This is a genomic window from uncultured Mobiluncus sp. (genome assembly GCF_902488535.1).
Lineage (GTDB): Bacteria > Actinomycetota > Actinomycetes > Actinomycetales > Actinomycetaceae > Mobiluncus.
Genome location: NZ_CABTWO010000012.1, coordinates 1 through 26,551, shown reverse-complemented (window position 1 = coordinate 26,551; position 26,551 = coordinate 1). Strand labels below are relative to the sequence as shown.

Genomic DNA, 26,551 nt, shown 5'->3' with positions numbered 1-26,551 from the left:
GATTGCATGTCTGCCTCGCCCTATCCGCGCAATAGGTTCCCCAGTTCACCTTCTGTCGTTTCGGTAGGACCCACCTGGGTACACGACTGGCTGACGCATTTGGGCGTTGCTCTCGCCTTGGGGCTGATTGCGGTGGTTATGATTTTTGCTCCACTGCGCACGATTTCCTTTCAAACCGAATACACCATGGCGGTCCCTACGAGTTTTGACCAACGTCTGACGGACTACTATCAACGAAATGGAATCAAGGTCGAGCCTCACAGCGAGTGGTCACTACTGAAGCTGTTGCGTTCGGGTCCCGCTTACGTGATCACCAGTGAAGTCATGGCTAATTCGGCACAGAAATCCGAACCGGACGGACGGTTCACGAAACTTTATCCAGAATCGATTGTGCTGGCCTCGCGCGCCACAAAAGTCAAGTCCATCACCGATTTCCAGAAACTAGCCGATGACACGAAAACTATTTATCTCGATCGAGGAGTTTCCCGGCTAGAACTGATGAACGCGCTGGCTTTGCGTCACGACTCCGCGGGAACGCAAGTTTTCTCCGCAGCTCAAGCAAAACGACTATTGAATAACATCAACCGCCAGGGCAGGCTACAGACCGGAACCTCCCCGCAAGATTTGGAACAGGCGCTTCGTCGCGGCTGGTTTTGCTTAACCACGGATCGGCTCGCGGCTCAATCCTCCGTGGGTCGCTCAGTCCACTACGCCCCCGCCCCCACGCTCACTGCCCAAATCGGCATCTGGCAACGCAACCCCAACGGCATCAACGGAACTTTGCCACTGGCGGCGGTACCCCCCGGTTTTTTCAACCCCGTAGACTACCCCTCAACAAACCCGTCTTTTCGGGAACAAATTCACTCAGAAACAGTAACTAACCTGGACAGTTACGAGAAATTTGTCTGGGATGCCAGCCTCTACAACGACACCTACGGCGGATCTTGGGGATGGGAAAACACCAACGAAGCCTACGAACTGGGAGGATTCATCGCCCTGCTGTGTTTCCTAAGTTTTTGGGCAGGGTGGCGGTTTTGGACAGCAACTTTCACCTATGTGCGCTGGGCAGTGCTGGCACAAGCGGGAATACTCGCCCTGTGGATTATGGCGCGGATTATCAAGCACGCCTCCCTCGGGGTTTTTGAGCGTTACACCTGGTACTACTATTACGTCCCCATCTATACGACCTGCGCAATTTTGTTCTTTGTCATGTCCCACTCCAGCCGCGGGCGCCCGCCGGGCTACCGTTTCTTGCGCGCCACGATTATCGGGGTCGGCACGGCTCTGATTCTGCTGGTATTTACCAACGATTTGCACCACCTGGTGCTGCGCTTTGGCACCGGACAGTCCGGGGTGGATTACAGCTACGGTCCGGGATACTACTTGTATTACGCGGCGGCGCTGCTGGTTTTCGCGGCAGTCATATACGCGGGTTCGTGGTCACTGAAGGGACATTGGCTGCGTCTGGTGGGGGGAATCGGGATACTGTTCCTCGCGGTGTTGTTCTATTCCGTGGCGTACACGATGCGAATCCCGCTGGTTCGCGCCACCGAAACCGTCCAAATGTATTGCGTGATTTTTGTGTTGGCGTGGGAGATTCTGTTCTTTATCGGGGCGATTGGGCAAAACCGCGGGTATCTGCGGTTCTTTGAAAAATCCCAGATTCCCATCGAAATTGTCAACCGGGATTGGCTCCCCCATTACCGCACGTCCCAGCCCCTCAACCTGGACCAAGACACTCGTCAGCAGCTGCGGGACTGTCAGGTACCGGTGCTGGTCACAGACACTTCGGTACAGCCGAACCGAACCGTGTACTGCCAAACCCGTCCCGTGGACGGCGGCCACGTCCTGTGGGAAACGGACGTCACCGCGGTGCAGGATTTGGAGCGGGCTTTGGCGGCACTGCGCGTCCGCGAGACTCACCAAACCGAAATTCTGCGCGCCGAATACGAAGCCACGTTAAACATGGAGGAATCGGCCGATGCCCCCGTCCTCTTTGACCGGCTCGATGACTTGATGAACGCGTCCCTGGGCCGGATTCAAGCCAACACCGCTCGGCTCAACGTATCGCTGGACGAAAGCGAACGCTCCGATATTTTGCGCAACATCAAGATGGACTTGGGTTATGCCAAACGCGCGGGTCCGCTGACTTTGCAGAACTTCGAGAAAGAGACCGTTTCGGTCAACGCCCTGACAACGTTTATGAGCCAATCCTGTACCGATTTTTCTTTCGCAGGAGCTGTGGCCGGCTTGCACGGTCCGACCACCGGCACTGTGCAGCTGCAGGTGGCCCTGTGGTGTTTGGAGGGCTTGCACCGCACCTTTAACCAGCTCATTGGGGCTGCAGAGGTGGCTGTGTTCGTGAACTTCGAGGTCGCCCCAGACGGTGACACAGCCTGGCTAAACTTGATTATTGATCTGGCCGAGCAGGACCTCCCTCTGCTCGATCCGCTCTTGACCTGGCCACGCGCCCAAGTCGAAATGTTCGTTGAGGACGACACCTGCCACCTGAACATGGCTATCGGCGCTGGTCAACGCTCTTTGGCAGCGGAGGTAGCGCATGAGTGACCAGCTCTACAGTCTCACCCCCGTCCAAATGGGGGCAGCTACCGCCCTGATGGGTATGGGCTTATTGGCGGCGTGCCTGCTCACGATGGGTCAATGGCTCATTCATCGGCGGCGTCTAGCCACGGTATTCCTGCTAAGTGTGGAGTTTTTGCTCGCGTTCTATATGTGGGCGTTCGCCACCGTTTTTATCCATTCTCAGACCGGGATTTTCTCGCTCCAAGACCATAACTTCGGGTGGTTTGTGGTGGTCTGCTTGGTGCTGGGGGCGGCGACAATGGGAACCAACTACCGCTATGCCGAGGCCCCGCTGCTGGTGACGCTGACCCTGGCAATGCCGCCTTTTGTCGCTGCCGGGGGAGTTTGGGTGCTGCTCACTTCCGGGGCACTAACGACCTCTTGGCTGTGCGTTCAGGTGTGGCGAGATTGGCAGCTGCTGCACCGTGATCTCAGTCCTTTCAGCGTCAAAGAGGCTTTGGACCGGCTGGAACACGGCGTAGCGTTCGCGAACTTTCGGGGTCGCAGCAAGTTTGCCAACGCTGCTATGGAGGGGCTTTTGGGGCGTCTAGGGTTGACGTCGTTGACGAACATCGGGACGTTGGAACGCCAACTATGTCAATTCCGATTTGAGTCGAAAAACCGTCAGGCCGACAGTGATTCCCCGAACTGCTGGGAAGAAAATGACGACGGAACCTCCCGGCTGCGAATCACGGAACCCAATGGGCGGACCTGGGTGTTGACCCATAGCCGAATTCGAGACGGCCGGCGGTCTTGGATTCAACTGCTAGCTGTCGATGTCAGTGACTACATGACGCTCAGTTACCGGCTTTCAGCAGAGATTGATGCCCTGCAGGCCCGCCAAAAACGCCTGGTCAGTGAGACTTCGCGGCTCGATGAGGCCCTGTCACGTCGGCTCATCTTATCGACCCGGTCCACCATTCACGACACACTTTCCCAGCGGATTTCTTTCGTTCACCGGTTCTTGGAGGACGAAGTGTCAGACGATGAACGCCTGCGTCGCCTCCAGGGTCTGCTGGAGGATTTGCCCTCCGACCTGAGCCAGGATCGCGTCACCGCCACCCCCGAAATTTGGCTGGAAACCCTGCAAGATTTGGCTTCGGCGGCCGAACTGGAACTGCATATTTCCGGCGACCTCCCACCCCAGGCCAACAAAGCCCGGATGTTTACGGATGTGCTGCGCGAAGCCATCACGAATGTGTTGATTCACACGACTTCTAGCGAAATGGAGGTGCGTCTGGGTCAGGACGCCTCTGGTTTCTGGATGGAAGTCTCGAACCCCAGCACCGTGGAGACCACGCTGACCTACGGCACCGGCCTGAGCAACTTGGAATCCCGGCTCGAAACCCTCGGCGGTTCCCTGTCCGTGTTCACCACTCCACGTTTCACCCTGCGCGCCCGCCTGCCGCGCTAAGTGGGAATCGTCTCCCCACCGGCCTGGCAATCAGAGCTGGTCAGCGATGCCCGCCAGCAGGGCTTCGAGGGCGGGGCGGAACGTCGGGGCATCGAGCAGCAGCGACACTGACACCACCCCGGCAAAAGGCATATCGAAAAAATATCCCGGCTGCACGGTGATGCCCCACTGGGCAATCAGCCCGGTGATGAGCGCGTCCTCGTCCACGTGGGCGGGAAATCGCAGCAGCGCGTTCCAGCCGCCTTCGGGTTCCAGCAGGCTCACGGTTCCGCTAGGCTCCCTGCGCACAAGGTCCCTCAAGGTGGCAAGGTTCTCGCGGCAGCGTTGTCGGGTGGCGTGGGTTGCGGCAGGCACAGCGGCCAGGTATTGCCCCAAGCGCTGGGCCAAAACATCGGAAAACGGCAGGTAGGCGTCCGCGATGACGTCCAGGCGGGCGCAGGCCGCCGCCACGTCGGGCTCCGGCCCGGACACTTCCAGCCACGCTATTTTCAGCCCCGGGGCGCTCAAGTTTTTACTCATGCCGTCCAGGGCGAAAGTCAGCACTTCCGAGGTTCCAGCCAGGCGCTGGCGATCGGCGGGTCGGGTGGGCGCTCCGGGCAGGTCGAAGTCAAAGAACACTTCATCAGCGATGAGCGCTACCTCGTGGTCCGCACAGTAGTTGAGGAGCCGCTGACGATCCTCCCCGTGTACATAAGAGCCGGTGGGATTGTTTGGATTGATAGCCACCACGGCGCTCACCGCCGCCGGATTGAGGTCGCCCAGCTCCCAGCGGGACCCCACCCAGGTCAGGGGATAGAAATCGACCCCCACGTTTTCAAGCCCCGCAATCGTTTCTACCAAGGGGTATCCCGGGGTCGGGGCAGCGAGCCGTTCGCCCGGGTCACACGTCAACTTCGTCAACCACGCATAGCCCTGGGAAGTAGAACTTAGCAGGTAGAGATGGTCGGGGTTCACGGTGCGTTCGTCACGCTCCCCCAGCCAGGCAGCCAGCGCCTCGCGAGCCGCCCGAGGCCCCCGCGGGTCAGGTTCGTAGGGCAGCAAGCCCGGTGCACCCAACCCCCAGCGGGTCGGATTGGAATCCGCCAGATTTATTTTCAACGTGCCGTCGCGTCGGGCCGCGCGCTGGGCGACAGTCACGGCGTTCGGTTCGTTCAGTTCCACCCGGTGAGAAAATTTCACCCTCCTACGATACCGCGACACGCACAACGACGAATTCCCCTAACCTACAGACCTGGGCAAACACAATATGTAGGGGTAAAATTGGGCGACACGCACTATATGTAGTTGATTTGCCCAAATTCCTCCATAGAGTAAATTCTTGTGTCCTCCGCATTGGGAGATGAGGAGATGAAAGGAAAAAGATGACTGCAATGAAGCAAGAGACGACCCCCGTTTTTGAAACGAATCCGCGCCACCACGTGGTTGACCCCATAGAGACAGTGGACGAATACCTGAGCCAGGCTGACTGGCGAGTGAACGCCAACGCCAACCAGGGCTACTCGGTCGGCGGGCTGATTCTGAACGCTGCTGGCAAGATGGTGGCCAACTACTGGCTGGACAAGATTTACCCCGCCGCGGCCGGTGCTGCCCACCGCGACGGCGACTTCCACATTCACGACCTGGATATGTTTGCCGGGTACTGTGCCGGCTGGTCACTAAAACAACTGCTGCAGCAGGGTTTCAACGGGGTCAGCGGGGCCATTGCCTCCAATCCGCCGCGGCATTTCAGCTCGGCCTGCGGACAAATCGTGAACTTCCTGGGCACGCTGCAAAACGAGTGGGCCGGTGCCCAGGCGTTCTCTAGCTTCGACACCTATATGGCGCCTTTCGTCCGCCTGGACGACATGACGTATGCCGAGGTCAAGCAGTGCATGCAGGAACTCATCTACAACCTGAACGTCCCCAGCCGCTGGGGCAGTCAATGTCCGTTCACGAACCTCACTTTTGACTGGACCTGCCCGCCCGACCTGCGCGACGAGGTGCCGCTCATCGGCGAGGAACTGTGCGACTTTGCTTACGGGGATCTGCAGGCCGAGATGGACATCATCAACCGCGCCTACATGGAGGTTATGACCGAGGGAGACGCGGACGGACGCGTGTTCACCTTCCCCATTCCGACCTACAACATGACCAAGGATTTCGATTGGGATTCCCCCAACGCCAACCTGCTGTTTGAGATGACGGCAAAGTATGGGCTGCCCTATTTCCAGAACTTCATCAACTCGGAACTCGACCCCGGCCAGATTCGCTCTATGTGCTGCCGGTTGCAGCTCGACCTGCGGGAACTGGTCAAGCGCGGTAACGGGCTGTTCGGTTCGGCGGAGCAAACCGGGTCCATCGGGGTGGTGACCATCAACTTGGCACGTCTGGGTTATCTGCACAAGGGCGACGAGGACGGTTTACGCGCCCGCTTGCGTGAACTCATTGAGTTGGCTTCGGTGACTTTGGAACGTAAGCGCATCACCATCCAGTACCACATGGACCACGGCCTGTTCCCCTACACGAAACGCTATCTGGGGAATCTGGACAACCACTTCTCGACCATCGGGGTCAACGGCATGAACGAGCTGATCCGCAACTTCACCGACGACGCTTATGACATCACCGACCCGCGCGGACACGCCCTGGCGGCCCGTATCCTGGACGGGATGCGCGACCAGATGGTGGAGCTGCAGGAATCTACCGGACATATGTACAACCTGGAGGCGACCCCGGCCGAGGGCACCACGTACCGCTTGGCGAAAGCTGACCGCAAACGTTTCGGGGACAAAATCCTGCAGGCCGGCACGACCGAAAACCCCTACTACACGAACTCTTCGCAGCTGCCGGTCGGGTTTACCAACGACCCATTCCTCGCCGAGGAACTGCAGGAGGAACTGCAGACCAAGTACACCGGCGGCACCGTGCTGCACCTGTACATGGGCGAGGCCGTGTCCAGCGCGGAGGCCTGCAAGCAGCTGGTGCGCCGCTCGCTGACCACTTGGCGCACCCCTTACATCACCATCACGCCAACGTTCAGTATCTGCCCGACGCACGGCTACATTTCCGGCGAACACTTCACCTGTCCGCAATGCGAGGCGAAGGGGCGGCACCAAGATTGCGAGGTGTGGACCCGCGTCATGGGCTACTTCCGTCCCGTCCAGTCCTTTAACATCGGCAAGAAAGGCGAGTTCGCTGAGCGGCAGTACTTCAACGAGTCGGCGGCTGCCTCCCACGGTGAGCTGCACTCGCGCTTGGCGGAAGCGGCCTTGGTTTAGGGCCAGATTCACCACCCTCGTGGTTTCACAAGGGTCGTGGGTCGGTCGGGTTCGCGGGTGACAGTTTTCGGACGCCACCCGCGGACCGAGATTTTCCGTACTTTTGGGTGATTACAAGCCTTATCCGTTTGCTTAGGCTGTTTATCAATCCGGGGCAACCAGCCCCTTCAGCCTGACAAATGGAAGGAATACTCATGAAAAAGTTACTTGCGTTGACGGGTGCGTTCGCCCTGGCTCTGAGTCTATCGGCTTGCGGCGGTGGGGACGAGAAACCCACTGCGGACGCTAAAGCTCCGTCCGAGGCGCCCGCTGCTGATCAGAAACCCGGCCTGATTTCCACCACCGAGGACGTGGCCATACCTGACCAAGAAGAAGCTGAGGAAAAAGTCAACGATGCGGACGCATTGGAAGACAAGTGGGAAGCGGAAGGCGAAGCGTTCGCGGAAGGAAAGGGAATCGAGAACACCAGTTCCCACGTTTCGCCAACTTTTGCCAATTTCGATAAAGACAAAATCTCTAGCTACCGACTGTACCTAAACGCTAATGACGATTGGAAGACCGGAGACAAGGTCAAGGTCACTTTCTATTGTCAGACTGTTAAACCCGCGAATATCAAAGTGTGGATTGCTCCGCAGATTGAGGACGCAGGCGACGATCAACCAGGTCAACTCAGCGAAGTCGCTTGCGGTGTGGACAGCCCAGCCGAAGCCACTTGGGAATACACCTTGCCAGCGGATTCATCTAACCTGATGTTCGTGCAATATCAAGTCCCGATTGAAGGTTTCATGATTACCGACTACGAAAGAATCTAAGTTTATAGCTTCCGGGAAGCCCATCTCGGGGCTTCCCGGGCATTTTTAGCAACGATTAGAAAGACCCATCGTGAACACAGGCTGCATTGATGACCAGAATGAAACCGATTGCCCGCTCACGGGTTTGGTTATCGCCGGGGTGACGCCGTTTTCCACGGTGGATTGGCCGGGGAAACTGGTCGCCAGCGTGTTCCTCCAAGGCTGCCCCTGGAACTGCGGATATTGCCAAAATTTTGCCATCATTGACCCGCGGGCGCCCGCCGGTTACGAAGAGGCGGACCTATGGGAGCTGTTGAGCCGGCGGCGCGGCCTGCTCGACGGGGTCGTGTTTTCTGGCGGGGAGCCGACCCGCCAGGCGGCGCTGGTGCCCGCCGCGCAGCGGGTGCGCGACCTCGGTTTTTTGGTGGGGTTGCACACCGGGGGAGCCTATCCGCAACGTCTGGTGCAGCTGTTGGAGGCCGGGTTGCTCGACTGGGTCGGCTTGGACGTGAAAGGCCTGGCCCAAAACTATCCCCAAGTGGTGGGCCGTGCACAAGCCCGTCAAGCTGGCACGGACGCTTGGCGGGCGCTGGACCTCGTGTTGGCGGCGCACCGGGCCGGAACACTGCCGGATTACGAGGTACGCGTCACCGCCTATCCCGGCACTGAAGCGGGCGACACGAACCCGTCGGCCCTCCCCGCTTTGGCACGAGCCCTGCACGAGCGTGGGGTGGAACGCCTGGCGTTGCAACAGGCCCGACCCGACGGTACGCGCCCAGAATTTCATGAACTTTGTGCCCAAACTCAAGCCAAATCCTTCGCGGCTGACTTGGCTCGCCAAGCCGAGGAGCTCACAGGAATGTTTGCGCATTTCGTGTTTCGCGGTTCCGCCGGCTGACCCTACACCCCGCAAAGCCCTAAGTTACAGGTGGAAAGACGCAATTTTGTGGAATAATGACCGTATGGATGAACTGCGTGCCCAGGCTAGTGACCCGTCTACTCCCAGCTTGGATTTACAACAGCTGGCGACCAATGCGGAGCTGCGTCCGTTAATCGCGAAAAACCCCGCGGCCTATACCGGACTGCTCGACTGGCTCGTGAATAAAAATGAGCCCGAAGTCCTCGCCGCCCTGCGGGAGCGCCAAGCCGCTTTTGAGGCTGGCCAGATGATGCCCATGCCTACCCTTCCCCTTCCCGGTCTGTCAGCAGCGCCGACCCCCAGCGAGCCGGCAACCCCCGCAACTCCCGCGGCAGTCATCCCCACAGAAACCGCCGCATCGCAACCGGAAACCCTGGTGACGCCTGACTCGGCGACAACCCCCGCCACCGGGGAAACCCCGTCCGTGAGCCCCAACCGAACTTCCATACTGGGACAAAACCCGACAGAAACCACCGTACTGCCCCCGCAGAGCACCCCCGTGTCCGCCCCGGTACCGACCTCCGGTCTGCCTCCGTCCTATCCGCCCAACTCCGTGTCAAATCCGAATGAAGGAGCGGGATTCTATAGCGCAGTGCCCCCAGCTACGGCACAAACCCAGTACATGGCTCCCGTCACCGGCAATATCCCGGTGACGAGTCCGACCCCAGCCCCCTATATACCGACAGCTACGAAACAAAAATCCAATACCGTTTTGTGGGTCATTTTTTCGGTTTTGCTCGTTGCCGTAATCGGCATGGTTGTCGCGATAGTTTTGGTGATGACCGGGGTTATTGGGGGCGGCTACGACCAACCTGACACGGATTCCTCGAACCCCGCCGGCGATAGCGCGGGCGAAACTCCCACAGCCAAAGAAAAAACTCCCGCCAGCGAATCCCCGAGCCAGACCGTGGCTCCGGCACCGGCCGGTGCCCAAAATATGCAGTCTTTCGTCACCGAAACCGGAGACTCCACCTGTCGGGTAGACGGCGATGAACTTAGTTGTCAGGTCCGCAACCTTGTCAGCTCAGTAGCCGGCTGCGAGCCGAATCTGGATTCTTTGGTCATCAGTATGCGGGACGGCGACCCTTCCACCACTTGTCAGCCCAACCAGGATTACTCCCCCAGCGGAGGCGTGATTCCACACGAGACAGCCATGACCTACGGCGATTTTGCCTGCGAATCGACCTATAACGGCACCCAATGCTGGAACACCGTCACGGGCAAAGGATTTTTCTTTGCCAAACAGGACTACCATCAACAAGACGCCACCGGGCAATAAAACACAGTAACAGGAGCAATATGCCCAACTGGGAGGAATTCGATACCTGGGAACCGACCCAGGATTACCCGACTGCGCCTCCAGCACGTTCCTCCTCACTGGGCAAGCCCCCGGACCGTCGTTTCCCCGCGGCTCCGGATTCCGCCCGTGACTCCGAACGTAACCCGGAACACAAACCCGCGGACGCTAAAGCTGCCAGCTTTTTTGAAGAATTTTCCGCCGCCGCCGAAGCGGCTGGCGCCGCTAGCGCCAGCCAGCTGCCCCAACTTCCTTACGGGGACAATCCGGGTATTGCCGCCTTATTAGCCAATGCCCAAAATATGTTGAACGCGGACGGTCCGCAGCACCAAGATCCGCCCTTTTCCCGGTCTGATGCCGCGGATACTCCGGATCTTTCAGCCGCGGAAATCCCTGACGCGATGCGCGAGGATTTCGACACCCACCTGGCTCCGGGGGAACCGGCCGCACCCACCGCGCCACCAGCCCGAACCGGGCGCAAAACCGCGCAGCGCCGACCCGAACCGATCCGTTCTGAAGGGTGGAAATCTTTGGTGTCCGGATGGGACGACCTGGACGAGACCAGTGCCGCAGCCGCGACACCACCCAGAGCGGATGCCCTGGGGACCGGCACAGATTCTCTCAGCAGCGCGCCGCAGCGGACTTCCAAACGTGCCGCGGCACACCCGGATACGGATTGGGAACACCTGAAAGCAGTATCCCCGCGAACCCCGCAAAGGGCCTCGGGTACCCCACGTACACGAGCGGATTTGTCCGAGCCGCGGTGGAAGTCTCTCACGGCCCAGACGCCGGAGGGGCCCTCTAAGTTACGGCTGCGCCGGGTGGGGACGGGAACCCCCGAGCCGCGGCCTAACGAAGGGATTTCGCCGCTGGTGCTGCTGGCTGGGGGGATTATCCTGTCCTTGGTCAGCGTCGGCATCGGGGTCAGCGCGGGAATGAACCTGGCGCCGCATCCTACCGTGACCGTCACGGCTACCCCCAGCGACTTTGCCAAACCGAACCCGAACAATCCTGATTCCATCGGAAACGCGGGACCGTCTGAGAACCCCGATGCCGGCGCGGCCGGGGGACTGAAAGGGCTGAAAGTCGCTCTCGATCCGGGACACAATGGCGGTAACGCCGCAGCTTGGCAGCAAATCGGGACGAATGTTCCCGACGGGCGCGGGGGGCAAAAACCCTGCAACACGACCGGCACCGCTACCGCTGACGGCTACACCGAACACGAGTTCAATTGGAAGATTGCGAACGCACTAAAGACCAAGTTGGAGGCCGAAGGCGCTACCGTGTTCCTGACGCGCGACTCGGACGCGGGGGTAGGGCCGTGTGTGGATGCCCGCGGCCAGTTTGCGCAAAAGGTCGGGGCTGACGTGATGGTTTCCCTCCACGCCAACGGCACCACGGACACGGCTCAGCACGGATTCTTCGTGATGATTTCCGAGCCGCCACTGAACGAGGCCCAAAAGCAGCCCTCCTCCGATTTGGCTGCCAAAATGGTCAAGGCTCTGCAGGAGGGGGGATTCGTGCCCCAGTCCGGCGGGTCCATCAGCAGCGGGGTGTGGAAACGCTCCGATTTGGCGACGTTGAATTTTTCTGAAGTGCCCGCCGCGGTGGTGGAGCTCGGCGAGATGCGCAACCCCGCTGATGCCGCCCTCATGAAGTCGGATACGGGCCAGGAACGCTACGCCCAATCCTTGTTCGACGGTCTGAAAGCCTGGGCGGAGGCGAACCGACCGGCTGCCAGCCCCGCGGCTTCTGATGCGGCTGCATCGGCAGCGACCCAGTCACCCGCCGCAGAGTCAACCTCCCCGGCCGCAAACGGGGGCGGACAGTAGCCGCCCGGCGGCAAACCGCGCTTCCGCTATGCTTTACTTAAGGAAGTATTTGAAATATGAGGGAAAATGAGCGATAAGAACAAACCTGAAGAACGCAGCGCCGCCAACTTGTGGGCTTTGAAAATTATTGGCCTCCTGGCCATCGTGGTGCTTTTAGTCATCGCTTTTTTTGTGGGGCGCGCCACCGCGCCGACAGCGAACCCTCCGGCGGCCTCCCCTGCCGGTTCCGGTTCATCCACCGGCAACGCCGGCAGTCAGAAGGCCGTGGCGGACTTTGTGGCCCAAACGGGCCTGGTCCCCGGTCAAGACTTCGCCTCCTCGGTCACAAACGAAGGCGGACTGAAAGCCATGAAAATCCTGCACGACGGCGCCGACGAGCCCGAACGCACCTTGGGGAAACCCGACGCCCCGGTGACACTGACAGTTTTGAGCGATTTTTCTTGCCCGATGTGTACCAGTTGGGGCAACGATACGTTGCCGAAACTGCAGAAATATGTCGATGACGGCACCCTGAAGATTCAGTGGCACAATATGGTCATTTTCGCTGACCAGTACCGGTCCGATATCGCTGCCAAGGCTTCGATCGCGGCGATGAAACAGGGCAAACTGTGGGATTTTGTGCGGGCTGCCTACGGGAGCGCACCCGAGGGAGAGCACCCCACTTATGACGAAAACAAGGTCATCCAGATTGCCCAATCCGTTGGCATCGCCGACCTGGGGCGGTTCAAGTCCGACATGAACGCCCCGGAAACCCAATCCACCGTCTCCCAAGAAACCGAATCGGGCCATTCGGTTGGCGTCAACGGCACCCCGTTCTTCGTGCTGGGTGATTCCACGATTTCGGGAGCCTACCCGATTGAGTACTTTGAACACTCTATCGAGTACCAAAAATTCTTGGCCACCAAATAAGTCCTGACCACCAGGCACGTCAGTTCTCGAGCTCGCTGAGGGTGGCAGACCCGCGAGGAAGGATGCGGAATGGACTCAGTAACCTTCGCGGTGGCGTATGCCGGAGGGATCCTGACCCTGTTTTCGCCCTGTTCGGCCCTGCTGATTCCGTCTTTCTTTTCATACGCTTTTTCATCAAAGACCAAGCTGGCGTCCCGCACGGCCGTGTTTTTCCTGGGACTCATGGCGGGATTGCTGCCCACCGGGGCCGCTTTCGGAGCCCTCGGTGCGGTGCTGAACGCGAAACTGCGCGGTCTGACCGTGTGGGCGGGACTGATCATCGTCCTGTTCGGGGTGTGGCAAGCTCTGGCGTTGCCGGTGCCGAACTTTGGCAGCCTAAAAAGCCGGTTCCAAGTGTGGAAACGGCGGCGTTCCGCGCGGCGAACCCCGGTTTCGGGCAGCTCCCCGCAGGGCGGGAACGCCCCGGTCGAACGCACCGCTCCGGAAGCGATTTTCCTGATGGGCCTCGCCTACGGGGTCGCCGCGACCGGCTGTCAAGCCCCGATTTTGGGTTCCATCCTCGCTTTCAGTGTCAGCGGTGGCTCCCCCGTAACCGGGTTTTTTACCATGTTTGCGTTCGGCCTAGGTATGTTTACCCCGGTCGCCGTGCTGTCATTCTTGTGGAACCTGATTCCAAATCGGGTGCTGCGCCCGCGTCCCCTCAAGATTTTGGGTCGGGACTCCACCGTGGGAAACCTGGTTTCCGGACTGTTGATTACCTTGTTGGGGTTGGTACTGATGCTGACGGGTCCAGGCGGGCTCGCCACTTCCCTGCTGTCCGCCAGCGCCCAGTCCAATCTGGAGTTCGCGGTGCAACGCGCCCTGTCCGGCATTCCCAACTGGCTGTTTTGGCTGCTGGCGGCGCTGCTGGTGGCTTTCACGGCGGTCTACCTGTGGGGAAAGCGCCGCCCCCACCCTTCTGAGGACACCCCACCCCACCCCGCCTCGTGAAGTTTCCCACCCCCACCGGCACAAACAGGTAGGATTTACACGTGAGCAGAGACGAAATTGAACGCGTCTTCGTGGGACGCCTGGGGGGAACCGCCGTTTTTGATCCCATTGGAGATCCGGTCGGAAAAGTGTATGACGTGGTCGTTTTGCTGCACCGTCGACCGCCCGTTGCCGTAGGTCTAGTGGTGGAGGTGACACGCGCCCACCGAGTTTTCGTGCCCATCACCCGGGTCACCGCCATCAAGTCCGGTGCCGTCATTACGACCGGACTGGTGAACCTGCGCCGTTTCCAGGCCCGGCCTTTGGAAACCTGCGCGATCCAAGACGTACTGGATCGGGTCGTGACGCTAAAGGACGGTTCGGGTCAGGCTCAGATTCTCGACTTGGGTATCGAGCGGCAAAAGGACCGGACCTGGGCTGTTACGGAACTTTACGTAGCGCGGGCGCGCCGGGGGGCTTTCCGTACCAAGCTTGGAGAAACCTTGCATGTGGGGGTCGAGGAAGTCACCGGTTTGACCGTCGGAAGCGCCGATCAAGCGGCAGATTCCCTGCTGGCCACGTTGGGCGACATGAAACCCGCTGATATGGCTGACGCCCTGCACGATTTGTCCGACTCGCGGATGCTTTCCATCGCGTCCCAGCTGCCCGATAGCCGCCTGGCTGACGTACTGGAAGAGTTGGAGGAAGACGATCAGGTTAAGATTGTTTCCTCGCTGGACCCGGCGCGAGCCGCCGATGTTTTGGACGTCATGCAGCCTGACGACGCCGCCGACCTGGTGGCTGAACTTCCGCGGGAAGTCGCGGCAAACCTGCTGGAACTGATGGAGCCAGAAGAGGCGAAAGACGTGCGGCGTTTGCTGGCTTACGACGAGGAAACCGCTGGCGGCCTGATGACCACCGAACCGGTGGTGCTGGCGCCGGAAGACACGGTCGCCACCATGCTCGCGCACGCGCAACGCCGAGACATTCCCCCCGCTCTGGCCGCTATCGCGATGATTGCTCGCCCGCCCCTCGAGACCCCCACCGGAAAATTTATCGGAGTGGTGCACCTGCAGCGAGCTTTGCGGGAACCGCCCAATGTCATGTTGGGAAACATTGTCGACACTGACCTGGAGGCCGTGACCCCGGATCGGTCGGTAGACTACCTGACGCGTACCCTGGCAACCTACAACCTGACCGCTATCCCAGTCGTGGGGCCAAACTCCGGTTCCCTGCTGGGAGCTGTCTCGGTGGACGACGTCTTGGACCACCTCCTGCCCGATGACTGGCGGTGGGAGGACCGCGCCGAAGCCGAACAAGCCGCCATTGCGGAAGCCGAAGCCGCCGCCGGTGACGAGGAAACGGAAGAAGACACCGCTTCGGCCTTGGCCTCGGACGATGCGGAAGGCGCTCCCAACGATGAGGACGATGCCCCCGTATCGAGCCCCACGGTGAGCACCATCTTGGCGGATAAAGTTCGCCGCAAACAGACACGTCAGCAAACAGGTAGAGAGGCTGGTAGAGAGACTGGTAAGGAGGTCAACCCCGATGTCTAAGGGATTGGAGACCCCCACCGAAGGACGCCGCGGAGTGTTCGGGCGTCGGCGCCGCTCCCAGATGGGCGCCCAAGATCGCTCGCTGTTTACCAGGGTGGCGGAAAGCACCGCCCGGTTCATGGGTACTTCCAAGTTCATTTTGTGGATGACGGTTTTCGTGGCGGTCTGGATTGCCGCGAACCTGATTTTGACCCAATCCCTAGGGGATAACCCCTGGGACCCCTACCCGTTTATCCTGCTGAACCTGATGTTTTCCACCCAAGCCTCGTATGCCGCGCCGCTCATTATGTTTGCGCAAAACCGGCAGGACGACCGCGACCGCGTCATTGCGGAACAAGACCGCCAGCAGGCCGCCCGGACCTTGGCCGATACCGAATATTTGACCAGGGAAATTGCCGCCTTGCGTTTGGCGGTGTCAGAGCTCGCGACCCGCGATTTTGTACGGTCGGAAATCCGTGACTTACTCGACGATTTGGAACAGCGCGCCGCCGACTCGTCCGACGAATCGAACGACACCTTCCCCGGCACGGATTCTAACCAGCACTAACGACCTGCCCCGGGCCGCCGCGAGTTTGCGCCCGGCGAAAACACGTTGGGTAAAATGGTCGGCATGAGTCCAAAGAAATCAACTTCGCACGCCCCGAAAGGTAGCGGCGGGGTACGTCGGCACCGCTTGAAAGGCAAAGGGCCGACTCCGAAAGCCGTCAATCGCCCTTACCACCAGGCCTATCGCGACCGTCTGGAGGCGGAACGCAAAGCCACCCACACCTCGGGAGTAACCCAGCGGGCTGCCGCGAAAGACAAGTACCGGCCCACCACCGCTGCGGACAGCGAAATCATTTTCGGACGCAACCCGGTAGTTGAAGCCGCCGCGGCCGGGGTACCGCTGAAACGGCTGTTCGTTTCCGCCACGCTCATGAAAGACGAGCGCCTGTCCAAAGTGGTGCAACGCGGGGCCGCTTCGGGAGCAGAACTGCAAGAATGCTCCCCCGCCGACCTGGATCGCATCACCGCGGGAGGAACTCATCAGGGCATTGCGGCGGAAATCGCGGCTTACGAATATGCCGAAGTCATGGATTTGTGGGACCAGGCGGTCGCTCGAGCCAAATCTGAGCCGAAACGTCCGCCCCTGTTCATTGTGTTAGACCAGGTAACCGACCCGCATAATCTCGGGGCGACGCTGCGTTCCGCGGCGGCGTTCGGAGCAGACGGGGTCATCATTGGCGAGCATCGTTCGGCTTCGGTCACCGCGGCCGTGTGGAAAGTTTCGGCGGGGGCGGCGGCGATTGTGCCGGTCGCAAAAGCGCGGAACTTGACTCATGCCTTGCAGCAGCTGCAGGCGGAGGGGGCGTTCGCTATCGGCTTGGACGGAGGGGGAGAAGTGGATTTGCCCGCTTTGACACTGGCGGATCAGCCCCTGGTGGTCGTAACCGGCTCGGAAGGCAAAGGGATTTCCCGGCTGGTGCGCGAAACCTGCGACCAGATCGTGTCCATCCCGATTGATAAACGCATGGAATCCCTGAATGCCGCTGTCGCCACCGGCATCGCCCTGTACCAAATCGCCGCTCTGCGCGGCTAGGCGAGCCGACTGCCCCGAGGGTGGGGTTTGCCTGGCACGAATGACCGATTTCACTGCGGTTCGAGACGACCGCCTCAAATTAAAATCGGATTTACCTGCGGTTTTGCATCCCAGGTGCCCGGAAAAACCAAAAATCTCTTTTACAATCGGTCACTCGTGCATTTGCACGATTACTGCCCCAAGCCGGACCAAGCCATTAGACTTAGCTCATGAAGATTTTTGATTCCGCCACGCATGAAGTCCGCGACTTTGAGCCGGTCACACCGGGAAAGGTAGGACTCTATCTGTGCGGGCCGACGGTGCAGGGAGCGCCTCACCTAGGGCATCTGCGCGCCGCACTGAACTTTGACGTGCTGGTGCGCTGGCTGCGTCGGCAGGGATACGCGGTGACTTACGTGCGCAACGTCACCGATATTGACGACAAAATTTTGGCTAAATCAGCCGCTGCCGGCGTGCCGTGGTGGGAGCTGGCGGCCCATTTCGAGCGAGAATTCGACTTTGCCTACCGGGCTTTGAACACCGTGCCCCCGACCGTGACCCCGCACGCCACCGCGCATATTCCCCAACAGATTGCGCTGATTGAGCGCCTGCTTGAACGGGGTCACGCCTACAGCGACACGAACGGTAACGTGTATTTCTCGGTGATGTCCCTGCCGGACTATGGCGCGCTGACGAACCAGCCGGTCAGCGAACTCGCTTCCACCGAGGACGAGTCCCAGATCGACACCGCCACCGAGGCGGGCAAACGCGACCCTCGCGACTTTGCCCTGTGGAAAGCCGCAAAAGATGACGAACCCGCCGATGCGGCTTGGGACGCGCCCTGGGGACGCGGACGTCCCGGCTGGCACCTGGAATGCTCCGCCATGAGCCAGGCCTACCTGGGCGACACATTCGACATTCACGGCGGCGGGCTGGACCTGCGCTTTCCCCACCATGAAAACGAGATGGCGCAGTCTCACGGGGCGGGCTGGGGATTTGCCCGATACTGGATGCATAACGCCTGGCTGACGCTGAAGGGCGAAAAAATGTCGAAGTCGGTCGGCAACGTGGTCGGGGTGCGCCGCCTGCTGGAGGATTGGGATCCGGCGGTGGTGCGGATGTCCGTGGTCACCACGCACTATCGGACAAATCTGGAATACTCCGAAGATTCCTTGAAACAAGCGGCTTTGCTGTGGGACAAATTCACCAGTTTTCTCCAACAAGTTCCTCGGTCCGCCCCGGCGGGGCAGGTGGCTCCGGAGGTTTGCAATATCTATGGCGACGTCGAGCCAGACCTCGTCCGGCAACGCGAACTCGCCGCAGTCGAGTTACCCGATGACTTCGTGGCGGCTTTGGACGACGACTTGAATGTTCCCGGTGCCCTCCCGGCACTGCACCGCACCCTCAAATCCGGCAAAACAGCCTTGGCCAGCGGGGACACGCCTGCGGCCCAGCAGGCAGCCCTGCAATTGCGTGCCATGCTGGACGTGTTCGGTTTGGATCCGGCCGACCCGGCTTGGGCTACGCCAGCGCCCGCGACACAGGCGGCCAGTGCCGCCCCCGACACCACGGAGGCCCCAAACGAAACACTGGAAGCGCTGGTCACTGCCCTTTTGCAGCAGCGTGCTGACGCGAAGGCGCAACGGGATTGGGATCGTGCCGACGCGATTCGCGACCTGTTGCAAACCCACGTCGCCCCGGTGGTGGACACCCCCGCTGGCGCCCAGTGCGGCCCGGTCACGCTCGGTTAGCCCCGTAAAGCAGGTCAGACTGTTGAAAACACAGGACTTTACCGCGGGAATCAAGGCAGGACTTCCCATCGGGCTAGGCTATTTCGCGGTTTCTATCGCCATCGGTATGTATTGGGCGCAAGGCAAACTGCCGCCCCTGTCCTCGGCTGTATTTTCCCTCACTAGCATCTCCTCTACCGGCCAGTTTGCCGGTATCACCATCATTGCGGCCCGGGGCGGTCTGGTGGAGCTGGCCGTAACCACGGCGCTGGTGAACCTGCGTTACCTGCTGATGAGCACCTCCCTGTCCCAACGCTTGACCAGCACCAATCCCCGTCCGGTCGGCAGTCTCAAACGAATGGTGATGGCACTGGGGGTCACCGACGAAATTTACGCCATCAACATCGGGCGCACCCAAGTGGGTTTCGCACATTATCTCGGTTCGATGATTCTGCCGATTGTGGGCTGGGTGTCAGGCACCCTGGTCGGGGCGTATGTGGGCGAAGCGCTGCCCAAAGCGGTGGAAAACGCGGCGGGAATTTTGCTTTACGCCATGTTTATCGCCATCGTCATGCCCCCGTTTAAACAGTCCTCGCAAGTAAAAATAGTGGTGGCTATCGCGGCGGGGACTTCGGTCGCCCTCGCTTTTGCCCCGGTCGTGTCCCAGCTGTCCTCCGGCTGGCGCATCATTATCGCCACCCTGGTGGCCGCGGGACTCGGGGCCACGTTCTTTCCGCACCGAGAGACTGCCGCCGACCCGGAACTGTCCGGCGGCGAGGCGGGGAAAGCAGGTGAGCTATGAGCTACCTGGCCACGGCTATCCTGGTGACCGCGCTGGTCACCTACGCTTTGCGCGTCTTACCGCTGCTGGTGTTGCGTCGGGATATCAAGTCTCCTTGGATCAATTCTTTCCTGTACTACGTGCCGTGGGCGGTGCTGGCCGCGATGATTATTCCCGCCGCGTTCCTCTCGACCGGTTCCCTGATTTCCGCAGTGTTGGGGATTGGGGTCGCCCTGGTGCTGTCGTGGCGAGGTCAGTCGCTGTTTGTTGTGGCTGTCGCCGCGGCGCTCACGGTGTGGGTTTGTGAGGTCGCACAAGGGTTCCTACCCGCCCTTTCGTGAATGCTCACCAAAGGCGTGGCACAGCAGAAAACCGAAACCAAAAGCCCTATGACGGGCAAATGCCTGTGGAAGAATGAAACCATGACATACAAACTTGTGCTGCTCCGCCACGGCGAGAGCGAATGGAATGCGAAAAACCTGTTCACCGGCTGGGTTGACGTACCTTTGAGCGAAAAGGGCCGCGCCGAAGCTACCCACGGCGGTGAGCTGCTAAAGAAGGAAGGTATCCTGCCTGATGTCTTGCACACCTCCCTGCTGCGCCGCGCGATTATGACCGCCAACCTGGCGTTGGACGCGTGCGACCGGCACTGGATTCCGGTGCACCGCTCGTGGAGGCTGAACGAACGGCACTACGGCGCCTTGCAGGGCTTGAACAAAAAGGCTATCCGCGACGAATACGGCGAGGATCTGTTTATGCAGTGGCGCCGGTCCTATGACGTGCCGCCGCCCCAGATTGAGCTCGGTTCCGAGTTCAGCCAGGACGCCGATCCGCGTTACGCCGGTGAGCCGATTCCGCGTTCGGAATGTCTCAAGGACGTGCTGGAACGCGCGTTGCCCTACTGGAAGGATGCGGTCATCCCCGACCTTAAGACTGGCAAGACCGTCATGGTGGCGGCTCACGGCAACTCGCTGCGTGCCATTGTGAAGCACCTGGATTCCATCAGCGATGCCGAGATTTCCGGTCTGAACATCCCCACCGGGATTCCCCTGTACTACGAGCTGGGCGAGGATTTCAAGCCTGTCGCCCACGGCCGCTACCTGGATCCAGACGCAGCTGCCGACGCCATCAAAGCGGTGGCTAACCAAGGCAAATAGTTCATCTCTAACTGTTTGGGGCGCTTCGGTATATCGAGGCGCCCCAAGTAGTTGTCGGCCGGGTGGGGTTTGCAGAGCAGGCAGTTTTGCCAGGTCCACCAGCTCCAGCAGTGACGCATCAGGTCGGTGGGGTTGTCAGGTTGCCTCTCCAGGCCGGTGGGGGTTGTTTTCGGTTGGGTCCGGCACACCAGACACACCGGGCGTGTCGCCGGGTTTGCGCGAATGTTCCGGCGTGTCGCGGAGTCTAAAACTCAGTGCTGCGCGAAGGCTCCGCCAAAATCCCGCGCCGCGCCACTTCATAGACCGGAGGGTCAAGCAGTTCCGCTTCGGCCCCGTGCAAAGCCGCCACATCCCCGGCTTGTGAAGCCATTACCCGGCGCGCCGCCTTGACTGCTTTCCGTTTTACCGGAGCGTTTGTTAGGTCAATACCCTGTTTCTTTTTACGTCCGGACTTCTTTTTTCTTTTCGGTTCAATCATTGTTACCTCGGTAAAAGTTCGTGCTACAGGAGGCATTTTTTCGCGCCATTGCGCCAAAAGGGGGCACACCTTTAATTGCTCTTTACCACAAAATCGTGATAACATAAGTATATCCACCTCAAAAACGGGAGATTTTCAATATGACATTTAATGTTGGCGAAACCGTTGTTTATCCCCATCATGGGGCCGCCACAATCGAAGAGATTACGACCCGAGTCATAGGAGGTGTGGAACGCGAATATCTCAAGCTACGTGTCGCCCAAGGCGACCTCACCATCCAGATTCCCTCTGAGAACGTAGAGATGGTCGGGGTACGCGATGTCGTTGATGAAGCCGGGCTGGAGCACGTCTTTGAGGTGTTGCGTGCCAAGAAAACCGATGAGCCCTCCAACTGGTCGCGCCGTTACAAGGCCAACGTGGAAAAAATCGCTACCGGCGACGTCGTCAAGGTAGCCGAAGTTGTGCGTGACCTGTCCCGCCGTGACTCGAACCGCGGACTGTCCGCTGGTGAAAAGCGGATGCTGACCAAGGCACGTCAGATTCTGGTTTCCGAACTGGCCTTGGCTGAAAAAACCAACGAAGAGGACGCTTCGCTGCGCTTGGATGAAGTCTTGGCTTCCTAAAACACCGTAACTTTTACAAATAATAGTTGGAGGTTTTCCTCCAACTATTATTTTTTGCCCGCTTTGCCCGTTTTGTACGCTTTGGCCCGCCCTACTCGGTCGGTTGGTAAAGTCCGCGCACGCGGGCCGTGTTTTGCACGAAAACAATGCCGTTTCCGGGCTGGTGCAAATCCAAAGTTTCGTAAATCGTCTCCACTATTTGCGGAGTATTCGCCTGGTCGGCCAGGATTATCACCAGCTCTTTTTCCGGTTCAATGCCCAAACCGAACAGGGTGGCAGTCTCGTGAACCCCAGAGCCACGCGCATTAATAATCGTTCCACCGTGCGAGCCAGCCTGCACCGCCGCGTCGATAACCTCTTCGGCGTGGCCTTTTTCCACGACGGTCAATATCACCTGAATCATGAGTTTTCCTTCTTTTGATGGCTGGTTCCAGCCAGTTGGTGCCCTGCCGAGGCGGCAGCAGCGCGGGTGGTGGTTTTTTCACCAGCAGAGTGGGTCAGGTTGGGTTTGGTTTCACCAGTCGGGGTGGGGCCGGCCCACGGGTCTTTGTTGTGCAGGTTGGTGCGGCGCCGGGCGCGAGCCTGGAACACGATACCGAGCAGCTGCAACACAATCGGGGGCATCAACGCCACCATCGTAATCAGTCCCAAACCGTCCTCCACCACGTCCGCAGTAGGCGTGCCAGCAGCCGCACCTTGAGCAAAAGCCAGCACAAACGTAGTCAGCATCGGACCGGGAGCGACCCCGCCGCCGTCAAAAGCTAGCCCGCCGAACAGTTCGGAGGACACGAACGTCAACCCGACCGCCACCAGGTATCCCGGCAACAGCATATGCCACAGCTCTAAACCGGGTATCACCAGGCGCAACGTAGACAACAGAACTGCCGAGCCCACCCCTAGTGCCATCGCCGCCATCACCGCTGAAGCCCGCACCGAACCGGAAGTGACCTCCTGGACCTGCTCGGTCAGGACGTGTACCGCCGGTTCCGCCAAAACCGCCAGGAACCCCAGCGCAAAAGCGATACCCAGCAGCAGCGGCGCGCTGCCGCGCAGCGCCAAGCTCACCCCGATCGTGCGTCCCACGTCCATGAACCCGCCGTTTGCGCCGGTCAGGAAAAAAGTCAGACCCAAAAACGCCATGACGATACCCGCAATGACACTGCGGCGCACGGACTTGTGCAGTTTGAAAACCGTGAAATTCCCAATCAGGAACAACGCCAGCAGCGGGGCGAGGGCGAGGCTAACGCTGCGGGCTTCCATCGGGAAATGCCGCACCAGCGGTTCAAAGAGGTGGGTCGTGTCCGGGGTCAGGGTCGGTCCGGTGGTCGGCAGGGCGCCCAAGTGCAGCAGGATAGACGTAATTTGCAGAGCCAAAACCGCCCCCACGCAAGCAATCGCCACCAGCCCGAACGAGTCCGCTTCGCTGCGCGCCGAGTCGCGTTTCAAAGACGCCACCCCGGTAGCGAAAGCCAGCACGACCGGCACCGTCAGCGGTCCGGTGGTGGCACCAGACGCATCGAAAGCAATCGCCAGATACTGCATGGGCGCCACCAGCGCCAACAGCGCCACCAGGCCATAAGACCCCAGCAGCACCCAGCGCAGTTTCCAGCCGCGCAAAATCCGCACCATGCCCAGGCACAGCAACACCGCCAACCCTGCTGAAACCACCATAATCAACAGAATCGAGGACACTATCCCGCGAGTCAGCGTGTTGACCTGCTCGGCATAGATGAGAATATCCGGTTCCGCCATGGTCAACAGGAAACCCAGCACGAACGTGACTGTCATGACCACCGTAATCCGTCCGGACTTCACCACGGTGGAGGACATAATTCGTCCGATAGGGGCGATACCGACCTCGACCCCCAGCAGGAACAGCGACAGTCCGGCGATAACCGCGATAGCGCCCAACCCGAAACGCGGCAACAGCACGCCCGGCAGAGGAACCACCGTGAGATGCATCAGCACCACAACAGCAGCTATGGGAAGGACCGACTTGGTCGTTTCCCAGAGCTTTGCGGTTAGGGTATTCATCTAAGCTCCCTGGTAAAGTCCACTGACGGCGACCACGTTTTGGGTGAAAAGAATGCCGTGGTTGGGTTTATTCAAGTCGAGTCGCTGATCGATGGCGTCCTCTATTTGGGGGGCATTCTGGGCCGGAGCCAGCATAAACACAATGTCTTTTTCCGGTTCGATTTCCATGCCCAGCACCAGCTCGGTTTGGGCTACCCCCGAGCCGCGCCCGGCGATGATGGTGCCGCCGCGAGCCCCGACACTTTGCGCGGCTTCGACCACGTCCTCGGCCCGACCGTGTTCCACGATGGTGGTGATGAGCTGCCACTGTGCCGGTTGTGCAGCGTGGTCAGCGGGGGGTTCGGGCCAGTGCTCGATGGCGGACGTTCCCGCGATACCCTCCATCTCAACCGCAAAAGCGATACCCCGGTTAGGTTTCTCGAAGTGGAAACGTTTTGCCAAGGCGTCCATCGCCGTTTTCGCGGTGGCGGTGTCCGCCCCCATGATGAGGACTTCTTTGCGGGAATCTATCACGCCGATAGCGTTGAGCCACTTGTTTTTGATGGTGCCGCGTCCCAGCATCACTGTCGCACCACGAATCCCGTGTTTTTTCGCTTCGGCAATGACTTTGGAGGCCATCTGGTCGTTGACCACTACGTAAAGCAGCACGGCGTCCTTGTGCCAGTCTTTCTCAAGCATGGGAAACCTTCCTTGTCTTAGAAGAATATATTAGTCCGAGAATTTGGATGGCAATTAGCGGTGTCATAGCTACCGTCGCGATTACCCCCAGTCCGTCCACCACCACGTTTGCTCCCGGCGTCCCGGCCGCCGCGCCTTGGGCAAAAGCCAGCACGAAAGTGGCGGTCATCGGTCCGGAAGCCACCCCGCCGGAATCGAACGCGATACCGGTAAACAGCGGCGGAGCAAAACGCATCATGATGACAGCCATTACGTATCCCGGCAGCAGGATGTGCCACAGCTCCAGTGCGGGCACAAGGACTCGCGCGGTAGACAGCACGACCGCCACGCCCACCCCTAGTGCCAGCGAAAACATCACCGCTTTGCGGTGTACTGCCCCGGCTGTAACGTCCTCGACCTGATCCATCAGTACATAGACTGCCGGTTCAGCCAGGATCGTCACGACCCCCAACAGGAACGCCACTGCCAGCAGCAGGGCGGGGGGTTGGTTTGCGGCCAGCGTTTCGCCGATGGCGCGACCCACGTCCATGAAGCCCGCGTTGACTCCGGTGAGGAAAATGACCAGTCCGACATAGGAAAATGCCAGCCCCAAGATGATACGGCGCAGTTTGTCCGCGGTCAGGGGGAAAAACTTTGCCAGGGCGCCCACCACAAAGGCAGTGAGGATGGGAGCTAATCCGAGTGCCACATCGCGAACCTGGCGGGGAGCTTCTTGCGTCAGCGCCGCCACGGGGCTGAGATCCAGCACTTCCGGGGCAGGAATATCACGCGGAATCTCGCCCAACTGAAAAATGACGGCGGTAACCAGCACCGCCAAAATTGCTCCCGCGGAAGCAATCCCCACCAGCCCAAACGCATCGGCCTCACCGCTGCGGGAGTACTTTTTCATCGCGGACACCCCCGCCGCCATCGCCAAAATGAATGGCACGGTCAGCGCTCCGGTGGTGGCTCCCGAAGCATCGAAAGAAATCGCGAGGTACTCGGTGGGGGCAAAGAATCCCAGAACCGCCACCAAAACATAGGCGCCCAGGAGGATAAATTTCAGGGGGATAGAACGGATGATGCGCACCATTCCGATGGTCAGGAGCACCGCTATACCCAGGCTCACCACCAACACCAAAAAGAGCTTACCCAGCATTCCGTCGGTGATTTCCTCCACTTGACCGCCGTAAATATGCAGGTCAGGCTCCGCTACCGAGATGAACAGGCCCAGCACAAAGGTTGCCGATATCACGACCGCGAGCCTTCCGGAACGGGCGATGGCGTGCCCCAGCAGCTGCCCGATGGGGGTCAGGCCAATGTCTACTCCCAGCAGGAAGATCGCCAGGCCAACGATAATGGCCAGAGTGCCCCAGGCAAAACGTGCCGGCAGTGAACCGTCCAGGGGGACCAAAGTGAGTGCCAAAACCACGACAATCCCCACGATTGGCGCCACAGAGAACAGCGTCTCTTTTAGCTTTCGCAGCGGTGCAGAAAAATCAGCAAGCAACTTGGCTCCTCGATAGGGGCGGTTTCATGCCAGTTTATCAAGTTGTCGAGCCAGAAAGTACCGCGCCGGTTGCGCGAGTGAGCCCGGCCGCGAGGTCTGGCGGCGTTCGGGGGGATGCCTCTCAGTCGCAGAAATGGGGTCCCGTTCTGTTTTTCTAAGCGGGCAAGCCGCTAAGAAAAACTACGAACACCCATATGCTCCCTCGAGGTCCCCCCTTCACCACCGCCCTCGCGTATCCGAGCGAGCAAGTGAACGCCGGCACAATCTAGGGATAGACGGGCGAGAGGGTACTGGGCTACTAGCTTGGTTGCGGATAATATAATCCACGCACACTCTGAAACCAAGGGAGTTTCACGCCTGAATAGCGCTGAAACCAGGTTATAAACACAGGAATTTAGGCCGGTTGGGGGGCGGGAAGCGTTGGGGGCGACTCAGCGAGAGGCTGGGGGGTGAGCGTTTTGCGACAATAGTCGCGCAAAACGCGAGGGGGTACTCC

Annotated in this window: 22 protein-coding genes and 1 pseudogene; 17 read left to right on the top strand and 6 right to left on the bottom strand. The window is 59.9% G+C overall.

Going from position 1 to position 26,551, the window contains the following annotated elements; all coding sequences use genetic code 11:
* The first annotated feature begins 6 nt into the window (after positions 1-6).
* Positions 7-2,568: a hypothetical protein gene (locus RDL66_RS05545; RefSeq protein ID WP_308535786.1), complete on the top strand. Its 2,562-nt coding sequence runs from the start codon at positions 7-9 to the stop codon at positions 2,566-2,568.
* Positions 2,561-3,997, top strand: coding sequence for an ATP-binding protein (locus RDL66_RS05540; protein WP_308535785.1), 1,437 nt, complete (start codon positions 2,561-2,563; stop codon positions 3,995-3,997). Before RDL66_RS05545 ends, RDL66_RS05540 begins: the two co-directional genes overlap by 8 nt.
* 30 nt (positions 3,998-4,027) lie before the next feature.
* Here RDL66_RS05540 and RDL66_RS05535 read toward each other — a convergent pair whose 3' ends face one another.
* Positions 4,028-5,176: a pyridoxal phosphate-dependent aminotransferase gene (locus RDL66_RS05535; protein WP_308535784.1), complete on the bottom strand. Its 1,149-nt coding sequence runs from the start codon at positions 5,174-5,176 to the stop codon at positions 4,028-4,030.
* Positions 5,177-5,358: 182 nt separating this feature from the next.
* Here RDL66_RS05535 and RDL66_RS05530 point away from each other — a divergent pair, with 182 nt between their 5' ends.
* The 14 genes and pseudogenes from RDL66_RS05530 (at position 5,359) to RDL66_RS05465 (ending at position 20,753) form a co-directional block, all read left to right on the top strand.
* Positions 5,359-7,254: a ribonucleoside triphosphate reductase gene (locus RDL66_RS05530; protein WP_308535783.1), complete on the top strand. Its 1,896-nt coding sequence runs from the start codon at positions 5,359-5,361 to the stop codon at positions 7,252-7,254.
* Between the two features lie 194 nt (positions 7,255-7,448).
* Entirely contained in the window at positions 7,449-8,066 is a 618-nt protein-coding gene (locus tag RDL66_RS05525; RefSeq protein WP_282922586.1) for a hypothetical protein, read from the top strand.
* A 70-nt stretch (positions 8,067-8,136) separates the two neighbouring features.
* Positions 8,137-8,943 (top strand): anaerobic ribonucleoside-triphosphate reductase activating protein, encoded by an 807-nt coding sequence (locus tag RDL66_RS05520; RefSeq protein WP_308535782.1) that lies wholly within the window; start codon positions 8,137-8,139, stop codon positions 8,941-8,943.
* Between the two features lie 64 nt (positions 8,944-9,007).
* Positions 9,008-10,243 carry a hypothetical protein gene (locus RDL66_RS05515; protein WP_308535781.1) on the top strand — a complete coding sequence of 412 codons (1,236 nt, stop codon included), beginning with the start codon at positions 9,008-9,010 and terminating at the stop codon, positions 10,241-10,243.
* A gap of 20 nt (positions 10,244-10,263) precedes the next feature.
* Positions 10,264-12,093 (top strand): N-acetylmuramoyl-L-alanine amidase, encoded by a 1,830-nt coding sequence (locus RDL66_RS05510; RefSeq protein WP_308535780.1) that lies wholly within the window; start codon positions 10,264-10,266, stop codon positions 12,091-12,093.
* 66 nt (positions 12,094-12,159) lie between these two features.
* Positions 12,160-13,002 (top strand): thioredoxin domain-containing protein, encoded by an 843-nt coding sequence (locus RDL66_RS05505; RefSeq protein WP_308535779.1) that lies wholly within the window; start codon positions 12,160-12,162, stop codon positions 13,000-13,002.
* 69 nt (positions 13,003-13,071) lie between these two features.
* The gene (locus RDL66_RS05500; protein ID WP_308535778.1) at positions 13,072-13,992 is read left to right on the top strand and encodes a cytochrome c biogenesis CcdA family protein; all 921 of its coding nucleotides are present in this window, start codon (positions 13,072-13,074) and stop codon (positions 13,990-13,992) included.
* 41 nt (positions 13,993-14,033) lie between these two features.
* Positions 14,034-15,314 (top strand): annotated as a pseudogene (locus RDL66_RS05495) (magnesium transporter MgtE N-terminal domain-containing protein); the annotation flags it as partial.
* Positions 15,315-15,519: 205 nt separating this feature from the next.
* A complete protein-coding gene (locus tag RDL66_RS05490; protein WP_308535776.1) occupies positions 15,520-16,074 on the top strand; it encodes a DUF1003 domain-containing protein in 555 nt (184 codons plus the stop codon).
* A 54-nt stretch (positions 16,075-16,128) separates the two neighbouring features.
* Positions 16,129-17,106 carry a 23S rRNA (guanosine(2251)-2'-O)-methyltransferase RlmB gene (rlmB, locus tag RDL66_RS05485; protein WP_308535823.1) on the top strand — a complete coding sequence of 326 codons (978 nt, stop codon included), beginning with the start codon at positions 16,129-16,131 and terminating at the stop codon, positions 17,104-17,106.
* Between the two features lie 209 nt (positions 17,107-17,315).
* The gene (cysS, locus tag RDL66_RS05480) at positions 17,316-18,836 is read left to right on the top strand and encodes a cysteine--tRNA ligase (protein ID WP_308535775.1); all 1,521 of its coding nucleotides are present in this window, start codon (positions 17,316-17,318) and stop codon (positions 18,834-18,836) included.
* A gap of 22 nt (positions 18,837-18,858) precedes the next feature.
* Positions 18,859-19,617, top strand: a complete 759-nt coding sequence (locus RDL66_RS05475; protein WP_308535773.1) for an AzlC family ABC transporter permease — start codon at positions 18,859-18,861, stop codon at positions 19,615-19,617.
* Entirely contained in the window at positions 19,614-19,937 is a 324-nt protein-coding gene (locus RDL66_RS05470) for an AzlD domain-containing protein (protein ID WP_308535772.1), read from the top strand. Before RDL66_RS05475 ends, RDL66_RS05470 begins: the two co-directional genes overlap by 4 nt.
* A gap of 81 nt (positions 19,938-20,018) precedes the next feature.
* Positions 20,019-20,753 (top strand): phosphoglyceromutase, encoded by a 735-nt coding sequence (locus RDL66_RS05465; protein ID WP_297723276.1) that lies wholly within the window; start codon positions 20,019-20,021, stop codon positions 20,751-20,753.
* Positions 20,754-20,997: 244 nt separating this feature from the next.
* Here the strand turns inward: RDL66_RS05465 and RDL66_RS05460 are convergent, their stop codons facing one another.
* Positions 20,998-21,231: a hypothetical protein gene (locus RDL66_RS05460; RefSeq protein WP_297723278.1), complete on the bottom strand. Its 234-nt coding sequence runs from the start codon at positions 21,229-21,231 to the stop codon at positions 20,998-21,000.
* Between the two features lie 140 nt (positions 21,232-21,371).
* On the opposite strand from RDL66_RS05460, the gene RDL66_RS05455 reads away from it, so the two are divergent.
* Positions 21,372-21,854, top strand: a complete 483-nt coding sequence (locus tag RDL66_RS05455) for a CarD family transcriptional regulator (protein ID WP_169756031.1) — start codon at positions 21,372-21,374, stop codon at positions 21,852-21,854.
* A gap of 91 nt (positions 21,855-21,945) precedes the next feature.
* Here RDL66_RS05455 and RDL66_RS05450 read toward each other — a convergent pair whose 3' ends face one another.
* Genes RDL66_RS05450 through RDL66_RS05435 form a run of 4 tightly spaced genes read right to left on the bottom strand, consistent with a single transcriptional unit; the run spans position 21,946 to position 26,055 of the window.
* The gene (locus RDL66_RS05450) at positions 21,946-22,257 is read right to left on the bottom strand and encodes a P-II family nitrogen regulator (RefSeq protein ID WP_279105576.1); all 312 of its coding nucleotides are present in this window, start codon (positions 22,255-22,257) and stop codon (positions 21,946-21,948) included.
* Positions 22,254-23,888, bottom strand: coding sequence for a DUF1538 domain-containing protein (locus RDL66_RS05445; protein WP_308535767.1), 1,635 nt, complete (start codon positions 23,886-23,888; stop codon positions 22,254-22,256). Before RDL66_RS05445 ends, RDL66_RS05450 begins: the two co-directional genes overlap by 4 nt.
* Complete coding sequence (locus RDL66_RS05440) at positions 23,889-24,566, bottom strand: P-II family nitrogen regulator (protein WP_308535766.1); 678 nt, start codon at positions 24,564-24,566, stop codon at positions 23,889-23,891.
* The gene (locus tag RDL66_RS05435; protein WP_308535765.1) at positions 24,559-26,055 is read right to left on the bottom strand and encodes a DUF1538 domain-containing protein; all 1,497 of its coding nucleotides are present in this window, start codon (positions 26,053-26,055) and stop codon (positions 24,559-24,561) included. The genes RDL66_RS05440 and RDL66_RS05435 overlap by 8 nt, the downstream gene beginning before the upstream one ends.
* Between the last annotated feature and the right edge of the window lie 496 nt (positions 26,056-26,551).

Bases quoted from the DNA above. Each gene is read 5' to 3' on its own strand.
- RDL66_RS05450 (WP_279105576.1), bottom strand. From the start codon at position 22,257: ATGATTCAGGTGATATTGACCGTCGTGGAAAAAGGCCACGCCGAAGAG.
- RDL66_RS05490 (WP_308535776.1), top strand. From the start codon at position 15,520: ATGTCTAAGGGATTGGAGACCCCCACCGAAGGACGCCGCGGAGTGTTC.
- RDL66_RS05545 (WP_308535786.1), top strand. From the start codon at position 7: ATGTCTGCCTCGCCCTATCCGCGCAATAGGTTCCCCAGTTCACCTTCT.
- RDL66_RS05505 (WP_308535779.1), top strand. From the start codon at position 12,160: ATGAGCGATAAGAACAAACCTGAAGAACGCAGCGCCGCCAACTTGTGG.
- RDL66_RS05440 (WP_308535766.1), bottom strand. From the start codon at position 24,566: ATGCTTGAGAAAGACTGGCACAAGGACGCCGTGCTGCTTTACGTAGTG.
- RDL66_RS05510 (WP_308535780.1), top strand. From the start codon at position 10,264: ATGCCCAACTGGGAGGAATTCGATACCTGGGAACCGACCCAGGATTAC.
- rlmB (WP_308535823.1), top strand. From the start codon at position 16,129: ATGGTCGGCATGAGTCCAAAGAAATCAACTTCGCACGCCCCGAAAGGT.
- RDL66_RS05500 (WP_308535778.1), top strand. From the start codon at position 13,072: ATGGACTCAGTAACCTTCGCGGTGGCGTATGCCGGAGGGATCCTGACC.
- RDL66_RS05460 (WP_297723278.1), bottom strand. From the start codon at position 21,231: ATGATTGAACCGAAAAGAAAAAAGAAGTCCGGACGTAAAAAGAAACAG.
- cysS (WP_308535775.1), top strand. From the start codon at position 17,316: ATGAAGATTTTTGATTCCGCCACGCATGAAGTCCGCGACTTTGAGCCG.
- RDL66_RS05455 (WP_169756031.1), top strand. From the start codon at position 21,372: ATGACATTTAATGTTGGCGAAACCGTTGTTTATCCCCATCATGGGGCC.
- RDL66_RS05470 (WP_308535772.1), top strand. From the start codon at position 19,614: ATGAGCTACCTGGCCACGGCTATCCTGGTGACCGCGCTGGTCACCTAC.
- RDL66_RS05515 (WP_308535781.1), top strand. From the start codon at position 9,008: ATGGATGAACTGCGTGCCCAGGCTAGTGACCCGTCTACTCCCAGCTTG.
- RDL66_RS05540 (WP_308535785.1), top strand. From the start codon at position 2,561: ATGAGTGACCAGCTCTACAGTCTCACCCCCGTCCAAATGGGGGCAGCT.
- RDL66_RS05530 (WP_308535783.1), top strand. From the start codon at position 5,359: ATGACTGCAATGAAGCAAGAGACGACCCCCGTTTTTGAAACGAATCCG.
- RDL66_RS05525 (WP_282922586.1), top strand. From the start codon at position 7,449: ATGAAAAAGTTACTTGCGTTGACGGGTGCGTTCGCCCTGGCTCTGAGT.
- RDL66_RS05465 (WP_297723276.1), top strand. From the start codon at position 20,019: ATGACATACAAACTTGTGCTGCTCCGCCACGGCGAGAGCGAATGGAAT.
- RDL66_RS05445 (WP_308535767.1), bottom strand. From the start codon at position 23,888: ATGAATACCCTAACCGCAAAGCTCTGGGAAACGACCAAGTCGGTCCTT.